Origin of the sequence: Providencia sp. 2024EL-00732, from assembly GCF_044006275.1 — a bacterium.
Classification (GTDB): domain Bacteria; phylum Pseudomonadota; class Gammaproteobacteria; order Enterobacterales; family Enterobacteriaceae; genus Providencia; species Providencia huashanensis.
The window spans coordinates 57941-74855 of the sequence record NZ_JBIPDG010000004.1 but is presented as its reverse complement, the minus strand read 5'-3'; the positions used below and the strand labels follow the sequence as shown (position 1 = coordinate 74855).

The 16915-nt window shown below is 39.6% G+C and carries 15 protein-coding genes and 7 tRNA genes; 11 read left to right on the top strand and 11 right to left on the bottom strand.

All coding sequences use genetic code 11. The features are described from left to right. Positions 1-26: 26 nt before the first annotated feature. From ACHB7C_RS08695 to nagE, 10 genes are all read right to left on the bottom strand, one after another. Positions 27-584, bottom strand: a complete 558-nt coding sequence (locus ACHB7C_RS08695; RefSeq protein ID WP_042848322.1) for a glycerol-3-phosphate responsive antiterminator — start codon at positions 582-584, stop codon at positions 27-29. Between the two features lie 13 nt (positions 585-597). Next, positions 598-1392: a class I fructose-bisphosphate aldolase gene (locus ACHB7C_RS08690; protein ID WP_395347028.1), complete on the bottom strand. Its 795-nt coding sequence runs from the start codon at positions 1390-1392 to the stop codon at positions 598-600. A 616-nt stretch (positions 1393-2008) separates the two neighbouring features. Then, the gene (gene glnS, locus ACHB7C_RS08685) at positions 2009-3676 is read right to left on the bottom strand and encodes a glutamine--tRNA ligase (protein ID WP_042848325.1); all 1668 of its coding nucleotides are present in this window, start codon (positions 3674-3676) and stop codon (positions 2009-2011) included. Between the two features lie 164 nt (positions 3677-3840). Next, positions 3841-4656 (bottom strand): sulfite exporter TauE/SafE family protein, encoded by an 816-nt coding sequence (locus tag ACHB7C_RS08680; RefSeq protein ID WP_129466803.1) that lies wholly within the window; start codon positions 4654-4656, stop codon positions 3841-3843. A 212-nt stretch (positions 4657-4868) separates the two neighbouring features. After that, positions 4869-5087 carry a hypothetical protein gene (locus ACHB7C_RS08675; RefSeq protein ID WP_247606828.1) on the bottom strand — a complete coding sequence of 73 codons (219 nt, stop codon included), beginning with the start codon at positions 5085-5087 and terminating at the stop codon, positions 4869-4871. A gap of 216 nt (positions 5088-5303) precedes the next feature. Beyond that, positions 5304-5600 (bottom strand): hypothetical protein, encoded by a 297-nt coding sequence (locus ACHB7C_RS08670; protein ID WP_395347025.1) that lies wholly within the window; start codon positions 5598-5600, stop codon positions 5304-5306. A gap of 35 nt (positions 5601-5635) precedes the next feature. Then, complete coding sequence (locus ACHB7C_RS08665) at positions 5636-6040, bottom strand: hypothetical protein (protein WP_129466789.1); 405 nt, start codon at positions 6038-6040, stop codon at positions 5636-5638. Between the two features lie 240 nt (positions 6041-6280). Further along, the gene (locus tag ACHB7C_RS08660) at positions 6281-6382 is read right to left on the bottom strand and encodes a hypothetical protein (RefSeq protein WP_370661215.1); all 102 of its coding nucleotides are present in this window, start codon (positions 6380-6382) and stop codon (positions 6281-6283) included. A gap of 17 nt (positions 6383-6399) precedes the next feature. Then, a complete protein-coding gene (locus ACHB7C_RS08655; RefSeq protein WP_311044899.1) occupies positions 6400-6525 on the bottom strand; it encodes a colicin E3-like toxin immunity protein in 126 nt (41 codons plus the stop codon). A 236-nt stretch (positions 6526-6761) separates the two neighbouring features. Further along, positions 6762-8789: an N-acetylglucosamine-specific PTS transporter subunit IIBC gene (gene nagE, locus ACHB7C_RS08650; protein ID WP_272678760.1), complete on the bottom strand. Its 2028-nt coding sequence runs from the start codon at positions 8787-8789 to the stop codon at positions 6762-6764. A gap of 416 nt (positions 8790-9205) precedes the next feature. Between nagE and nagB the strand changes: the two genes are divergently transcribed. The 11 genes from nagB to ACHB7C_RS08595 all read left to right on the top strand — a co-directional run bounded on the left by nagB (position 9206) and on the right by ACHB7C_RS08595 (position 15507). Then, entirely contained in the window at positions 9206-10009 is an 804-nt protein-coding gene (gene nagB, locus ACHB7C_RS08645; protein ID WP_042848332.1) for a glucosamine-6-phosphate deaminase, read from the top strand. Positions 10010-10085: 76 nt separating this feature from the next. Continuing rightward, positions 10086-11249, top strand: coding sequence for an N-acetylglucosamine-6-phosphate deacetylase (nagA, locus tag ACHB7C_RS08640; RefSeq protein ID WP_042848333.1), 1164 nt, complete (start codon positions 10086-10088; stop codon positions 11247-11249). Positions 11250-11260: 11 nt separating this feature from the next. Further along, positions 11261-12484 carry an ROK family protein gene (locus ACHB7C_RS08635; RefSeq protein WP_042848335.1) on the top strand — a complete coding sequence of 408 codons (1224 nt, stop codon included), beginning with the start codon at positions 11261-11263 and terminating at the stop codon, positions 12482-12484. 374 nt (positions 12485-12858) lie between these two features. Continuing rightward, positions 12859-12935: transfer RNA gene (locus tag ACHB7C_RS08630), tRNA-Met, on the top strand. A gap of 6 nt (positions 12936-12941) precedes the next feature. Continuing rightward, positions 12942-13026: transfer RNA gene (locus tag ACHB7C_RS08625), tRNA-Leu, on the top strand. Between the two features lie 31 nt (positions 13027-13057). Further along, positions 13058-13132: transfer RNA gene (locus ACHB7C_RS08620), tRNA-Gln, on the top strand. A gap of 31 nt (positions 13133-13163) precedes the next feature. Further along, positions 13164-13238: transfer RNA gene (locus ACHB7C_RS08615), tRNA-Gln, on the top strand. 51 nt (positions 13239-13289) lie between these two features. After that, positions 13290-13366 (top strand) — tRNA-Met (locus ACHB7C_RS08610). A gap of 6 nt (positions 13367-13372) precedes the next feature. Further along, positions 13373-13457: transfer RNA gene (locus tag ACHB7C_RS08605), tRNA-Leu, on the top strand. Between the two features lie 31 nt (positions 13458-13488). Further along, positions 13489-13563, top strand: a tRNA-Gln gene (locus ACHB7C_RS08600). Positions 13564-14130: 567 nt separating this feature from the next. After that, positions 14131-15507 (top strand): dicarboxylate/amino acid:cation symporter, encoded by a 1377-nt coding sequence (locus ACHB7C_RS08595; RefSeq protein WP_349488825.1) that lies wholly within the window; start codon positions 14131-14133, stop codon positions 15505-15507. Between the two features lie 52 nt (positions 15508-15559). Here ACHB7C_RS08595 and ubiF read toward each other — a convergent pair whose 3' ends face one another. After that, positions 15560-16747, bottom strand: a complete 1188-nt coding sequence (gene ubiF / locus ACHB7C_RS08590) for a 3-demethoxyubiquinol 3-hydroxylase (protein WP_042848339.1) — start codon at positions 16745-16747, stop codon at positions 15560-15562. Positions 16748-16915 lie beyond the last annotated feature (168 nt).

Sequence of the window (16915 nt, the reverse complement as noted above, 5' to 3'; positions counted from 1 at the left end):
TGTAATCGGATTTTTATAATTGTTGTTTACCAAAGGGTATGTTCACTGGTTGTAATTCCGTTAAAGCCGGTATAGAAAATTTTATCGACAATATATTTTCTTTTTACAAATCCACCTGCAATGAATGGTTTATTACTTTGATTAAAGCTTCTTTTTAATAAATCAAAACAACTACAGGCATATTCAGCTGGTAATAATTCAATAGCATCAACATCAACTGAATTGTTTTTAACCATATTACTTGCTTGCTCTAATGAACGAGAATCCACTAGTAATACTCTGAATATTGTGTCTAACCCTTCTTTTTTTGCATAACGTAGAGCTGTAAAATTTGAAGAAATAACACCGTCAACTTTATAAAAGTTTTTAAGCACCGTAATACCTGATTGGTCAGGTTTAAATCCACCTAATAATTCTAAATGGACTAAAACTTTTTTCCCTGCCTTATGGCATTTTCCAATCATAGATTGCAAATTACCAATATCGGCATCTGGTAATAAAATATATTCAGAACGACAATTTAATGCCTTCTCAAAATATTTGTAATTTCTGACTGATGGAATAACGGTGTTATTTAAATTCATTATTTAATTCCAATTATTTTGTATTTTGATATAGAGCATAAGCTTCTTCAGGTGATGCCCCTTGGTGAATAATGGCATTTAAACCTGCAACCATTGCGATAGGTTTAGGGTCTTGTGTAATGTTACGCCCAACCGCAACACCTTTAGCCCTCATATTCATGCAATGCTCTACAAATTTAAAGTAGCCAAGTGTATCTGTTTTTGGTCCACCCAAAGCTAAAACAGGGACCATCGAAGCTTCAACAATCAGATAGTCGTCTTCGGTACCTGAAAAACGCGTTTTGATCACATCAGCACCCAGCTCTACGGCAATACGGGCGGCATCCGCAATAACTTTGGCTTCATTGGATTCTGGACTAGTCACTGGGTAACCATAAGGCAATGATTCTACAATGAAAGGCATATTCCATTGTTCTGCTTCTTTTACCAATCTAGCGACCATAGCGTGGGTTTTTTCTTCATTAAATGCGCCAGGAAAGGTCATACAAACCATGCCATCAGCATCTATTTTTAGTGCGTCCTCTGTCGTAAATACCTGTTGCGTGTCAGGTACACTGTTATCATATACATTCACCGTTGAATCAACACGCAGCACAATCGAAATGTCTTTAAACTCCTTCTGGTAATTCCTTGCCATACCGTAAGTTACCAGCGCACAATCCAACCCATTAGCGACTAATTCTGGCATTTGTTTTATTGTATTATCGATACCTTCTGTTTTTGTCGAGAAAAAATAACCATCTAATGCTAGCGTAACGGATTTCCCATCCTGAGCAAAAATCTTAGATAAACGACGTTGTTTTGACATAATATTTCCTTAGAATAAAAACAAAAAAAGCCCTCAGAGATCTGATTAAGATCTCTGAGGGCTTTCAGTTCACTGACCCTGTTATTTATATTTTTAATTATTAAAACCAAGTAATAGATTATTTGATCTTTTTTAAAAATATAAATTTAATTTATATTTAACCTAACTAATGGTTTTTCAATTTAACCTGAAAAAACATTAGTTATTAAGATTAATAAAAACAAATTAATCACTTTATGTGTTACATATCTTTATTAATCTTAACTGGAGTATATCTTTATCATACAATCTTTCAAACTGTCTAACCGATTTTATTGTTTTGTGATTTAAATCCCGTAATCAATTTTTGATTTCAGTATTTTCAGATATTATTGGTTAATAACCACAAGAAACCATAATTAATTTAGCGTAGTTCTTTCTATACAGCAATAAACCACTTTATTTACAAGGGTAATAACTGATTAAATAACCTCATTTTCTGTTGATTATTTTTTATTATTCTCTATTCAATATCACAGAGAAAACAAAAAATCCCCCCTAGAAATATACATATGTATGTGACTAGGGTTAGAGGGTAAAGCCAATGCACCTAATGTGCATTGGCTTACAACATTTTTTAGTTGGACTCTATTTTAGCCCAAGTATCACGCAGCCCTACCGTCCTATTAAAGACCAAGTTATCCGCGCTACTTAAACGGTTATCTGCACAAAAATACCCTTCACGCTCAAACTGATATGCTTTTTCAGGGGCAGCATCTTTTAAGCTTGGTTCAACAAACCCTTGGCGAATAACCAATGACTCTGGGTTGATTACCGACAGGAAATCCTCTTCTGCACCCGGGTTTGGTACTGTAAATAAGCGGTCGTACAAACGAATTTCCGCTGGCAGTGCGTGTGCTACGCTAACCCAGTGAATAACCCCTCTGACTTTACGCCCATCCGCAGGGTCTTTATTTAATGTACCTGCATCGTATGTACAATAAATAGTCGTGATATTGCCCTCTGCGTCTTTCTCAACACGCTCAGCTTTGATGATATAAGCGTTACGTAAGCGAACTTCTTTACCTAAAACTAAACGTTTATATTGACGATTTGCTTCCTCGCGGAAATCTGCACGGTCAATATAAATTTCATTGCTAAATGGCACTTGGCGAGTGCCCATCTCAGGTTTATTTGGGTGATTTGGTGCCGTTAAGATTTCTTCACCAGCAGGCATGTTTTCAATCACCACACGCACTGGATCAATAACCGCCATTGCACGCGGAGCTGACTCATTCAGGTCATCACGAATACAGGACTCTAATGATGCCATTTCAACGTTGTTGTCTTGCTTAGTGACACCAATACGTTGGCAGAACTCGCGGATAGAAGCTGCGGTATAACCACGACGGCGTAAACCTGAAATGGTTAACATGCGTGGATCGTCCCAACCATTGACATGTTTTTCTGTCACTAATTGGTTCAGTTTACGCTTAGACATCACCGTATATTCCAAATTCAGACGAGAAAACTCGTACTGACGTGGATGACAATCAATCGTGATGTTATCTAATACCCAATCATATAAACGACGGTTATCTTGGAACTCAAGTGTACATAAAGAATGTGTAATACCTTCTAACGCATCAGAAATACAATGTGTGAAGTCATACATCGGATAAATGCACCACTTATTACCAGATTGGTGATGTTCCGCAAACTTAATACGATATAAAACCGGGTCGCGCATCACCATAAATGGGGATGCCATGTCAATTTTAGCACGTAAACACGCTTTACCTTCCTCAAAGCCACCTGCACGCATTTTTTCAAATAATGCTAAGTTATCTTCAATTAAACGCTCACGGTATGGGCTATTTTTACCCGGCTCTTTCAAAGTCCCGCGATATTCACGGATTTCATCAGGGCTGAGCTCATCAACATAAGCAAGACCTTTGTTGATCAGTTCAATTGCGTATTGATACAAAGTATCAAAATAATCAGAGGAATAACGAACATTCCCCGTCCATTCAAAACCTAGCCATTTAACGTCTTCTTGAATGGAGTTAACGTATTCGACATCTTCTTTTACAGGGTTGGTATCATCAAAACGTAAATTACATTGTCCCTGATAGTCCTTGGCAATGCCAAAATTCAAGCAGATTGATTTCGCATGACCAATATGTAAATAGCCATTCGGTTCTGGTGGAAAACGTGTATGCACTGATGTGTGTTTTCCGCTCGCCAGATCTTCATCTATGATCTGACGGATAAAATTTGTTGGGCGAGCATCTGCCTCATTCATTGTCATCATTCCTCAATGCCAAAAGCGCGCTAAAAGCGTGTAGTATCTGAATATATTCTATCATAATCAATCAGGAAACAACCGTTTGATTGCGCTTAGCCACCAAAAGGTGCAACAAACTGGAATTTAGGGCAAAAAACTCCCGACATCAGCCCAATTCATTTTTAAGTGAACAACATCACCATTAACACCACTAGCAATAATAGCGGATAACTTTGTGCATGACGTTTATCACTAAGATAAGGCATTAGTAAACCAGCAAAGCGAATTCCCAGCCATGACGCTGCGATTAAAATCAATGCACCTTTAATGTAGATCATCCCAAGGAAACCCGCGCCAAGGTCAATGTGTTGGTCGATAGCAAAAAAGAAGTACGTCAATGTTCCTGTAATCGCCATTGGTAATGTCAATGGATTGGCAAATGCAGCCGCTTGGATCATACTCGCGCCTCTACGTCGCATTAAAGGGACTGTCATCACGCTCCCACCGACCCCAAGAAATGCAGCCACAGCACCAATCACCACCCCAATGGGGGTATCTGCAAAAATGCCCCCTTGTGATGCGGTTACACCATTTGCCTGTGTATTCATAAAACCAGGGCGGATAAAGCAATCTAAAATAGTAATAACTAAGTAACCTATAAATATCCAACGGATCAACGCACTATCTATTGATAGCGCCACTATTGCCCCTAAAATTCCACCAATTGAAATAGGGATAACAAAGGGACGTATAATCGGCCAACTCAGGTTGCCTTTAAGGTAATGAGCACGGCTAGAAAGCGCCGATGAAAAGATCATTACACAGGTTGATGTTGCTACCGCAATTTGCATTGCTACACTGCTTGCCTCGCTTTGCGGCCCCCACACTAAAGTAATCAAAGCATATAACAATGGAACCGTAATAAAACCGCCACCAAAACCGAATAATGCCGTTGTTATTCCTGAAATAAATCCAAACAAACACAGTAGCCAATCCACAGATAAGTCCTCATGAGTCATTGAAAAGTTATCTTATCGATGAAAAAAGCCCCTTGCTTATGCAAATTAGACAACCTAGTTTGAGATTTCGCCAAAATAATTAACAAATTTAATTTTTTAACACGAAAAAAATAGAGTATTTTTATTACTCTATTTTAGGGTATTATTCACAGTTACCTTTCATACTAGTCATAAAATAAAATTTTAGTAAATTAACCAATCGCATTTTTCTGATTATCTCTATATTTTTTTAGGTATGCCTTTATTTGTTTTTCTACTTTATCATTACATTCATTTACCCAAGTGCGGTTATTAGGATTTTGTTGCTTACATTTATCGCCCTCATTTGATATTTTGAGTAAATCAACATAAGTATCAAAATTCTTGAGGTAATATGCATCTTGCCCCTTTGGATTATCTCTTGCTACCATTTCTAAGTAGTACTTAGCTTTATTAAAGTCCTGAGGGACCCCTCCGGTCCATGTAAATAAATCGTCGAAAGGTTTTTACCTGCGGTAAGTACCTTATTACCATAAAGGTGGTAAGCTTGTTCATAATATAAAATTGCTTCTGGCATATTTATTTCCCCCCCATTACCATGCTGATAGTTTACCCCTGTAAATAACAGAGCTAATCCATTGTTAGAATTAATTTCTAGCACACTCTTCTTTTGTAACTTTCACATTATGTAAATGCTTAAAATCGGTGCAACCAATTCTGAAAAAAGAAAACAAAGCATAGTTATCATCTTCCTTATTAGATTTTAATGCCCGATGATATAATTCAACCACTTGTTGTTGATTTTTGGGATAAGGTACTCGTTTAGACAGATCTGAGTCATAACGTAGCTCTGTTTCATTATACCCAATGGTATATAGACGATCCCTTACAGTTGGAATTAAAGGAGGGGTTGTATTTCCTCCCCACGTTGGAGTCCCCATCATAAACGCTCCTATAACGATAGACCATGAAATCAGCCTCACGAAATTTCTCCTAAATCAATGGTAGGGAGTGAAACTGTATGAGAATAGCTTGTTATGGTACCTGCTATTAAAGAATGACTAAAAAACTGTTGATTATTTGATGTAATCGTCAATGTAGAAGCACTTTTATAGCGAACATGGTCATTAAAAGACAAATTATCTTTTGATGTCCCCCAATCTTCCCCTGGACTAAGCCCCATGCTAATCTGTTCATAATTATGTGTCACTGGGTTAACGCCTCGAATACTAATATAGGTGTGTCCCCATTGAGATGTACTCCCTATATCTTCTCCTAAATGATTGTAAATTGGACTTCCTTTAGGCGCGACATGAATGGTTATACTGGGTGGCCCTATCTGCATCGGGTTATGACTTGCACCTAAGTTTCTGTGTATATTCATATCTTCTAGCTTATGAATCTGTAGATGCTTCACTGATTCCGTCATATTACATATTCCTTATGTTATTACTTTAAATAAATCCCTAACATTGCCACAATCTTTTACTTTTATTTTAAATAATAACAATGAATTATTTACCACTTATTTTATTATTTTTTTAAATAGTTAATCCATCTTTATAGAAAAATATTAATCTGTATAAAAACAAGTGAATTATATTATTAATAATATAATTAATTATCATCCATCTAGATAATCGAATGAAACTTGGCAATCATATTTACTAAAATCAATTTTACGTTTTATATAATATTGAAGATTAGAGCCCCAATCAGAAACCACATCAAAACAACCATTAATTAATAATGTTTTTCAGGGTTAATAGTTGCTTCTATAATGCTACCGTCATTCTCTAAGTCAATAGAATACTCTTCACCAACATATTCTTCTGTTTGTTTATCAAACCAGATGAATTTTAACCCCATAATTTTCTCCTTATAGACACCTTCTTATATTGCTTTTAGATGCTTTGATTTTAATTATTCGCGTATTTCAGCCCCAAAAAAGCTAAAAATTAATTATGTTTTTTTTATAAACCAAACTCAATTAATACTGATTATCATTATTTGTTATACCCTGTATGGTTCTCTTTTCCTTATTAAATATCATAAAAAAGGGTGGCCTAAGCCACCCTTTTACTAACTTATAATATTAAACTGAATTATTTCAGCACATTATAAATAACCGTTTCGCCTGCTTTCACGTCGCCTTCAACTAAAATCTCGACACCCGCGAAATCATCGATATTGCTGATGATAACTGGGCTAATCATTGATTTAGCATTAGCTTCAAGGAACGGTAAATCTAATTTCAGGATAGGTGTACCCGCAGTCACTTCTGCACCTTCTTCCACTAAACGAGCACAACCTTCGCCTTTCAGTGCAACCGTATCAATCCCCATATGAACGATGAGTTCGACACCGTTTTCTGTTTCAAGGCAGAATGCGTGGTTAGTTTCGAAAATTTTCACCACCGTACCTGATGCCGGCGCTAACACTTCGCTGCTTGTTGGTTTGATAGCAATACCATCACCCACAATGCGGCTAGAGAATGCTTCATCTGGTACGTCGTCAAGGGAGAAAACTTGACCACTTACTGGCGCAACTAAGGATAGAATCGCATTACCTTTTGCTTTCTCAGGCTCTGCGGCTTTTTTCTCTTCTGCCGCTGCAACTGGCACAGAACCTGCAATTGGGCCTTTTGCAATCACTTCAGTCATTGCTTTTGCGACCAATTCAGCTCGAGTCCCCACAATCACTTGAACATTCTGTTTGCTTAAACGGATAACACCTGAAGCGCCCAAACGTTTGGTCATGGCATCATTAACAACTGCTGAATCTTTAACGCCTAAACGTAAACGCGTAATACAGGCATCAATACTGACGATATTGTCGCTACCACCTACTGCGGCAACATATTGGCGTGCTTCTTTTTGGATATCGCTGTCACTGCTATCAGCAGGGCTAATGCTTTCGTCATAACCGTCAATGGTTTCGTCACCCGCACTTTCTTCACGACCTGGCGTTAACAGGTTAAATTTGCGGATCATAAAGCGGAAAATGACATAGTAAATACAGAAGAATACTAAACCTTGGACAATCAACATATACCACTGAACAGCTAATGGGTTACGTGATTGCAACAGCATATCGACTAAACCTGCACTGAAACCGAACCCAGAAATCCACTCCATGGTGGCTGCGATATATACCGAAATACCCGTTAATAATGCATGAACAACATACAGTATTGGCGCCACGAACATAAATGAGAATTCAAGAGGTTCAGTGATACCAGTAAAGAATGCCGCGAATGCACCCGCGATCATGATACCCGCTACTTTTGCTTTGTTTTCTGGACGTGCACAGTGGTAAATCGCTAATGCTGCACCCGGCAAACCGAACATCATAATTGGGAAGAAACCAGCTTGGTAGCGGCCAGTAATACCCACAGTTGCAAGACCTGCTTCAATAGACTTAGCACCGCCTAAGAAGTTTGGAATATCATTGATCCCTGCAACGTCAAACCAGAACACAGAGTTAAGTGCATGGTGCAAACCAACAGGAATTAATAAACGGTTGAAGAAGGCATAAATACCGGCACCAACTGAGCCTAAATCTTTAATGCTTTCACCGAAAGACACTAAACCGTTATACACCACCGGCCAAACATACATCAGTATGAAGGCTAAGATGATCATTAAGAAAGAAGTTAAAATCGGGACAAGGCGACGACCACTGAAAAACGACAATGCTTTCGGTAGCTCAACACCACTGTAACGATTGTACAATTCAGCAGACAGTACCCCAACTAAGATACCGACGAACTGGTTATTAATTTTACCAAATGCCGCAGGAACCGTTTCCAACGGAACATTCATAATCATGGAATAAGATGCAGGAGAACACAGTGTTGTCACCACTAAGAAGCCGACAAAACCGGTCAGTGCAGCTGCACCATCCTTATCTTTTGACATTCCATAAGCAACACCAATTGCAAACAGTACGGACATATTATCAATAATTGCCGCACCAGATTTAATCAGTAACGCCGCGATTGCACTATTCGCTCCCCAACCATCTGGGTCGATCCAATAGCCAATCCCCATAAGGATTGCTGCGGCTGGTAGTACAGCAACTGGCACCATAAGTGCCCTACCAATCCGCTGTAAGTAGCTAAGAATATTCACAAACTCCCCCTTTATCGCCCTATTTTTGCCCCATTTACGGGATCTTCTTGTTCACACACCTAAATCATAATTTAGGTTATTGAGAGTATCAATTTCATAGTCTAAATTAATTGTTTCGCGATGCAAAATAAATAGGTGTGATTTGTGATAAATGTCAACGAAAGAGTTCCTGATATGACTAAATTAGTAGCTATTATTGAAAACTTATTTTATGATTAAAAATAACTTATTTAAGCCATTAACCTGTATATTCTCAGCACACTTGAAACGATGTTATGAGATAAAAATAACATGGCAACCAAGTGATAACGCACAATAAATTTGAAGTATAACGAGTATTCCTATATCTAATGAATAACATCAGGGATACATATATACATGAAAGATTTCACAGACTTATTAGAGGTAATAGAGACATGAGGCTAATCCCACTTAACAATGCACATGATGTCGGAATCTGGTCCGCACAGTACATCGCTGATAAAATCAATGCATTCAACCCAACTGCAGAGAAACCTTTTGTACTTGGGTTGCCAACAGGTGGTACCCCCCTAGCAACATATAAGGCACTGATTGCTTTATACAAAGCGGGTAAAGTGAGTTTTAAGCACGTAGTAACATTCAATATGGATGAATATATTGGTATTCCAGCTAATCATCCTCAAAGCTACCATACCTTTATGCATGAAAATTTTTTCAATCATATTGATATCCAAGCTGAAAATATCAACTTACTTAATGGCAATGCCCCTGATGTTGATGCCGAATGTCAACGCTACGAAGATAAAATTAAATCTTTTGGTAAAATAAACCTGTTTATGGGCGGCGTTGGCAATGATGGCCACATTGCTTTTAATGAACCCGGTTCATCTTTGAATTCTCGCACGCGAATTAAAACGTTAACACCAGAAACTCGCCAAGCAAATTCGCGCTTTTTTGACAATGATATTAACCAAGTACCTAAGTTTGCATTAACCGTAGGTGTTGCCACATTAATGGATGCCCAAGAACTGATGGTCTTAGCTACTGGTGCCAATAAAGCGAATGCCGTACACGCTGCCGTTGAGGGCTCTGTTAACCATATGTGGACAATCAGTTGTGTGCAAATGCACCCGAAAGCACTGATTGTTTGTGATGAACCCGCAACACTCGAATTGAAAGTCAAAACACTTAAATATTTCAAACAGCTAGAATCTGAAATTCTTGAGAAGTTTAACTAAGATTATATTTATCAATCACCCGATCAGCGAAAGCTGGTCGGTGACCCAAATCCCCAGAGGTCAGGAGTTTTAAGCCATGTATGCACTAACTAATTGCATTATTTATACAGGTCATGAAAGACTGGATAACCATGCTGTCATCATTGATGGTGAAATCATCAAGGATGTTTGTCCTGTCGCTGAACTGCCTGCCAATATTCCACAGCATGATTTACAAGGGGCTATTCTCTCCCCTGGTTTTATTGACTTGCAGGTCAATGGCTGTGGCGGTGTCCAATTCAATGATAATAAAGAAAATGTTACATTGAAAAACTTGGATATCATGCAAAAAGCCAACGAGCGCACAGGCTGCACAAGTTATTTACCGACATTGATCACTTGTTCCGATGAGCTAATGAAACATGGCGTTGAAGTCATGACTGAATACTTAAAAGAACATAAAAACCAAGCGCTTGGGCTTCATTTAGAAGGCCCTTACATTAATGTCATCAAAAAAGGCACACATAACCCCGAGTTTATTCGTCAACCAACAGCACAAATGATTGATTACTTAGCTTCTCACGCAGACGCTATCACTAAAATCACCTTAGCACCTGAAATGGTTGAACAGGGTTATATCCGTCAATTAAAAAACGCGGGTATCGTTATTTCAGCGGGGCACTCTAATGCCACATATGAAGAAGCCAGACTGGGCTTTAAAGCGGGTATAAATTTCTCAACCCACCTTTTCAATGCTATGCCATATATTTCAGGCCGAGGACCAGGGTTAGTCGGTGCCATTTATGACACACCGGAAGTGTATGCTGGAATTATTGCTGACGGTTTACATGTACAATGGGCAAATATTCGCAACAGTAAGCATTTAAAAGGTGATAAATTAATTTTAGTCACAGATGCAACTGCACCAGCAGGGATTGATCCGCAAACTGGTGAAATGGATCATTTTATCTTTGCAGGTAAAACCATATACTACCGTAATGGATTATGTGTGGATGAAAATGGCACACTCAGCGGTTCATCACTGACTATGATTGATGCAGTCAAAAACAGTGTAGAACACGTCGGCATTGCATTGGATGAAACACTTAGAATGGCAACGCTCTACCCCGCAAGAGCCATTGGAGTTGATAACACCTTAGGGTCGATTGCTCCTGGTAAAATTGCGAATTTGACCGCGTTTAACCACGACTTCAACGTCCTCGCAACCTACGTTAACGGAGACGAAGTCTACAAAAAATGAGTAACTAGCTAATGAATCAAAGCCACTCGCTAAAGCAAATTGGTAATATTGATCTCGTCAAACAATTAAATAGTGCCGTCGTTTATAGCTTGATTGACCAACAAGGTCCGATATCAAGAATTCAAATAGCGGAGCAAAGCCAGCTTGCCCCAGCCAGTGTCACTAAGATCACTCGCCAACTACTCGAACGTGGTTTAATCAAGGAAGTTGACCAGCAGGCCTCCACTGGGGGCCGCCGTGCCATTTCAATTGTTTCTGAACATAAAAATTTCCATACTATTGGTGTCCGTTTAGGGCGCTATGATGCCACCATAGCCTTATACGACTTAGGTGGTAAAATGATTATTGATGGTCATTATCCTATTACAGCGCCTTCTCAGCAGGCTGTCGAAGAAAAGTTAATTGCTGCCCTTGAAGACTTTATTGATAAAAACCATCGTCGCCTTAAAGAGTTAATCGCAATTTCTGTTATCCTTCCGGGGTTGGTTAACCCTCACAGCGGTATTGTCTATTACATGCCGCATATTAAAGTTGATAACTGGCACCTTATTGATAATTTACAATCACATTTTAATATCACTTGCTATGCTGGCCACGATATTCGCAGCCTAGCCCTTGCTGAGAGCTATTTTGGTGCAACCCGTGATTGTGAGGACTCACTTCTAGTACGTATCCACAGAGGCGCTGGAGCAGGCTTAGTTATTAACAAAGAAATCCTGCTCAATCACCGTGGGAACTTAGGGGAGATTGGTCACATCCAAGTAGACCCACTGGGTGAACTATGCCACTGTGGTAATTTTGGTTGCTTAGAAACCATTGCCTCAAACCAAGCTATCGAAGCCCGCGTAAGACAGCGCCTAGAACAAGGTTATTCAAGTTCTCTGACCGCAGAAACCTGTACAATTTCTCATATCTGCCAAGCGGCCAACAAAAGTGACCCGCTAGCGACTGAAGTCATCCAACATGTCGGTCGTCAGATCGGTAAAGCCATTGCTATTTCAATAAACCTCTTCAACCCTGAAAAAGTGGTTATTGCAGGTGACATCACAGAAGCCGAACTGGTTCTTATTCCGGCGATCCAAAGCTGCATTGACACTCAAGCCCTTAAAGGTTTTAGAGAAAACTTACCTATTGTCACATCACAACTTGTCCATAACTCAGCAATAGGCGCATTTGCCCTCACCAAACGAGCTATGCTTAATGGTGAGTTACTGCAAAAATTATTTGAAAATTAATTTCTCCGTTTATTTTTCATAAAAGCAGGTTTTATGCCTGCTTTTTTGTTTTCCCCTAACGCGAAAACTCAGCAATTCATTGGATTGATTAAACTTAAATAACTTAAATTTTAAAGCTGGGTTCCACTCTGTTTTCACTAAGTATACGTTTTCAACGCTGCTATCATTCGAATAATTCCCCTTCCATCTTGATCCTCCCGAAAAAGATTTTTTCAAATATGGGCTTGTTTTTTGCTGGCTTTATCGACAAAATGATTATTCATCAGACAAACAGACGCATTTTCTGAAAAATAGTGCAAAAAGCTGTTGACTGTCGTGTCTGTAATTAGCATAATGCGCCCCGCAACGCCGACGAAGGTTATGCAAAAAAAGATGGCTATGTAGCTCAGCTGGTTAGAGCACAACACTCATAATGTTGGGGTCACAGGTTCGAATCCCGTCATAGCCACCATTATTTGCGGGAGTGGCGAAATTGGTAGACGCACCAGATTTAGGTTCTGGCGCCGCAAGGTGTGCAAGTTCAAGTCTTGTCTCCCGCACCATTTTCCTTCTCGGTAGCATTGAATTTAAGATTGGGGTATCGCCAAGCGGTAAGGCACCAGGTTTTGATCCTGGCATTCCCAGGTTCGAATCCTGGTACCCCAGCCATCTTAATACAATCTGTAGTAGAATTCCCGGATGGGGTATCGCCAAGCGGTAAGGCACCAGGTTTTGATCCTGGCATTCCCAGGTTCGAATCCTGGTACCCCAGCCATCTACTACCCTATCTAGATTGTCAAAAACTTCATTTTGAAAAATATAAAATGGCTATGTAGCTCAGCTGGTTAGAGCACAACACTCATAATGTTGGGGTCACAGGTTCGAATCCCGTCATAGCCACCATTGTTTGCGGGAGTGGCGAAATTGGTAGACGCACCAGATTTAGGTTCTGGCGCCGCAAGGTGTGCAAGTTCAAGTCTTGTCTCCCGCACCATCTACCTTCTTGGTAGAACAAAATTTAAGATTGGGGTATCGCCAAGCGGTAAGGCACCAGGTTTTGATCCTGGCATTCCCAGGTTCGAATCCTGGTACCCCAGCCATCTTTCTTCACTTCCTTCTTTCATTTTTCCTATCTCAGTTTACTGATTGATTTTCTCCTATAATATCAACGCGATGCCATGCTATTTTGGTTTATTATTTTTATTAAAAACTTAAATAGAAACAATTTGGCATTCCACGAATAAATCCATACATCTCTTTCTACACGCGCTATTTTTATAAATTTTCCATATTTTCATGCTGGTTATTAGCTGAAAAATTTCTTTTCATTGCCTGCCTTTTACAAATCATCATTATCCGACAAATAACAAATTTAGTTCCTTACAGTTAAAATAGGTCAACATTTAACGCATAAAATTTACCTTTGTTTAACTTTTATATCAAATATGTGACTTAAGTCATTTTTTATTAACCAGTGAAAGTGGTAATCTTCCGACGAATTGTAGTTAGGTGTGATTAATGGCGGGTAAGATCCTTTCTAGCTGCGGTCATTAGTACATTCAATCCCATCTTCCATTCCAATTGATTAGCTCTCAAAAACTCTAATAAAAGTTTTAAAACCTAATAATTATAAATTGCCAAACGTAACATTTTTACAGAGAAAATTTATGCGAAACATGATAAAGCAACCAATATATAAGATTTTATATGTTCAAGTGATCGTAGCCATCTTGCTCGGTATTGCACTTGGTCACTTTTTCCCTGAGGCCGGAGAATCATTAAAACCACTTGGTGATGGGTTCATCAAAATAGTAAAAATGATCATCGCACCTGTCATCTTTTTAACCGTAGTAACCGGTATTTCAGGGATGTCTAATATGAAAGCGGTCGGCAGTGTCGCTGGTAAAGCTATGCTGTACTTTCTGACTTTCTCAACCATTGCATTATTTATCGGCCTTATTGTCGCGAATGTCATCCGCCCAGGTTCTGGGCTTAATATCGACCCAGCAACGCTCGATAGCACAAAAGTTGCTAGCTATGTCGAAAAAGCCCATGAGTCTTCCATTGTTGGCTTTTTGATGAACATCATTCCAGATACGGTCATTAGCCCATTAGTGAATGGTAATATCCTACAAGTCTTATTTATTGCGATTATTTTCGGGTTAGCATTAGCCGCAACAGGTAAACATGGTGAGCCAATAGTTAAATTGCTGCAAAACTTTTCTGAACCTGTGTTCAAAATGGTTGCGATGCTAATGAAACTAGCACCTATCGGGGCATTTGGGGCAATGGCATTTACCATTGGTAAATATGGTATTTCATCTATCGGTAACTTAATGATGCTGATAGTAACTTTCTACATTACCTCCCTGCTCTTTGTCTTAGTTGTTCTTGGCGCTGTCGCAAAATACAACGGCTTCTCAATCATCGAACTCATTAAATACATCAAGGATGAACTTTGGCTCGTTTTAGGGACTTCTTCTTCTGAAGCTGCACTACCAAGTTTGATGAGAAAAATGGAACGGGCTGGCTGTGAAAAATCAGTTGTAGGTTTAGTGATCCCAACAGGTTATTCATTCAACCTTGATGGTACCAATATCTATATGACCATGGCTGCACTGTTTATTGCCCAAGCCACTAATATTGAACTCACAATTTGGCAGCAACTTTCTATACTGCTTGTCGCAATGATCAGCTCAAAAGGAGCTGCAGGGGTGACTGGCGCAGGGTTTATTACTCTCGCAGCAACATTAATGGTAGTACCAAGCATCCCTGTTGCAGGTATGGCATTAATCCTCGGTATCGACCGTTTTATGTCAGAATGCCGTGCTTTAACTAATTTAGTTGGTAACGCATGCGCCTGTATTGTCGTCGCCCGTTGGGAAAAAGAATTAGATACCGAAAAGTTAGCACATGCATTTTCAGATAAAAATGAGACATTTGACCCAGAGGTAACTGAAGGTGATAGCATTATCAATATCAATAAATCAAATGATATACAACCTATTGATCTAGTTAACAATAAACCAAATTTATTACCTTAAATAAAATAGGCCGCTGGTAGCGGCCTATTTTATTGTCCATTTCACATCAACGTTATAACCCTAAGGCATATTTCAATGCCAGTTTTTTAGCTTCTCCAGCGCGCTGAGCTGCCATTAACCCGAGGTTTCTTAACATTTTCAACCCCGGTAAACTTTCACTAAATGCCATATAGAAAACATCCATCCCTGCTTGCATAACTAAGTTGTCAGGTAAACGACGACGCTGATAACGTTTTAATACCTCAATGGAGCACCAAGGCTGTAGATATTCACGTGCATAAATGACTTCTTTTAACAACGCATCTACATCACGGTACCCAAGATTGACGCCTTGCCCCGCTAATGGATTAATGGTGTGCGCCGCATCGCCAATCAGTGCTAGACCATCAAGAACATAGCGGTTCGCGTGATGACGTGTTAATGGGAAAGCCCCTGAAGCCACTGCGGTTATTGGCCCTAAACGTTCAGGGAAGGCCTCTGAAACCGCCCCTGTTAACTGTTCCATCGACATCCCTTGCAGACGCCTAATTTTGTCAGGGCTATCATACCAAACCAAAGAAGCCCAGTGATCATATAAAGGCAAGAATGCTCTAGGGCCCGATGGAAAAAACTGTTGCCATGTTTTATCTTGCTGAGGTTGCTGTGTTTGAATAGTAATTAACATACATGATTGGCGATATTGCCAACCACGGTTGCCAATCCCCGCCATTTTACGCACTTGGGAGTTAGCGCCATCGGCTCCCACAACAAGTTGCGCTTCTATAGTTCGGTTATCATCTAATTCAATACACCACGTTTTTTGGTTCTGAGGCCGATATAAATTAACCAGCTGCGCAGGGCAAACCAATTCTAAATTGTCGTATTTTTCACACTCACGCCATAGTGCAAGTTGCAGTACGCGGTTTTCAACCATAAACCCGAGTTCTGGCAACCCAAGGCTTTGAGCGTCAAAAAGAACATTGCTACCCGGTTCTTCCCATGTTTCTAGCTGCCTGTAAGGGGCACTCCTCATGGCCTCTACATGCTGCCAAGCACCTAATTGTTGCAATAATTCAACGGATGCACGGCTAATCGCAGAAATACGGACATCAGGTGCGCTTTGTGGATCGAATGCCGCTGGTTTTGCCTTTTCAAGCAAAGCGACTCGCATGCCTTCTTGGGCAAAGCCCAATGCTGCCGCGGCACCCGTCATACCGGCTCCCACCACGACAACATCATAAGATTCGATTAATTTATTCATCACATTAGCTACACTATTCATTGTTTGATGGGATTATTATTTGATTAAGCTATTGTACCCAATATTTGCGGCTCTCACAGAAAATATCCATGTTAGAAACCCATAAGAGTGCTACATTGAGTGAATACCGCGACGCCATAAGTGGCCTGTTTTGCTTAAAAGCCGTTA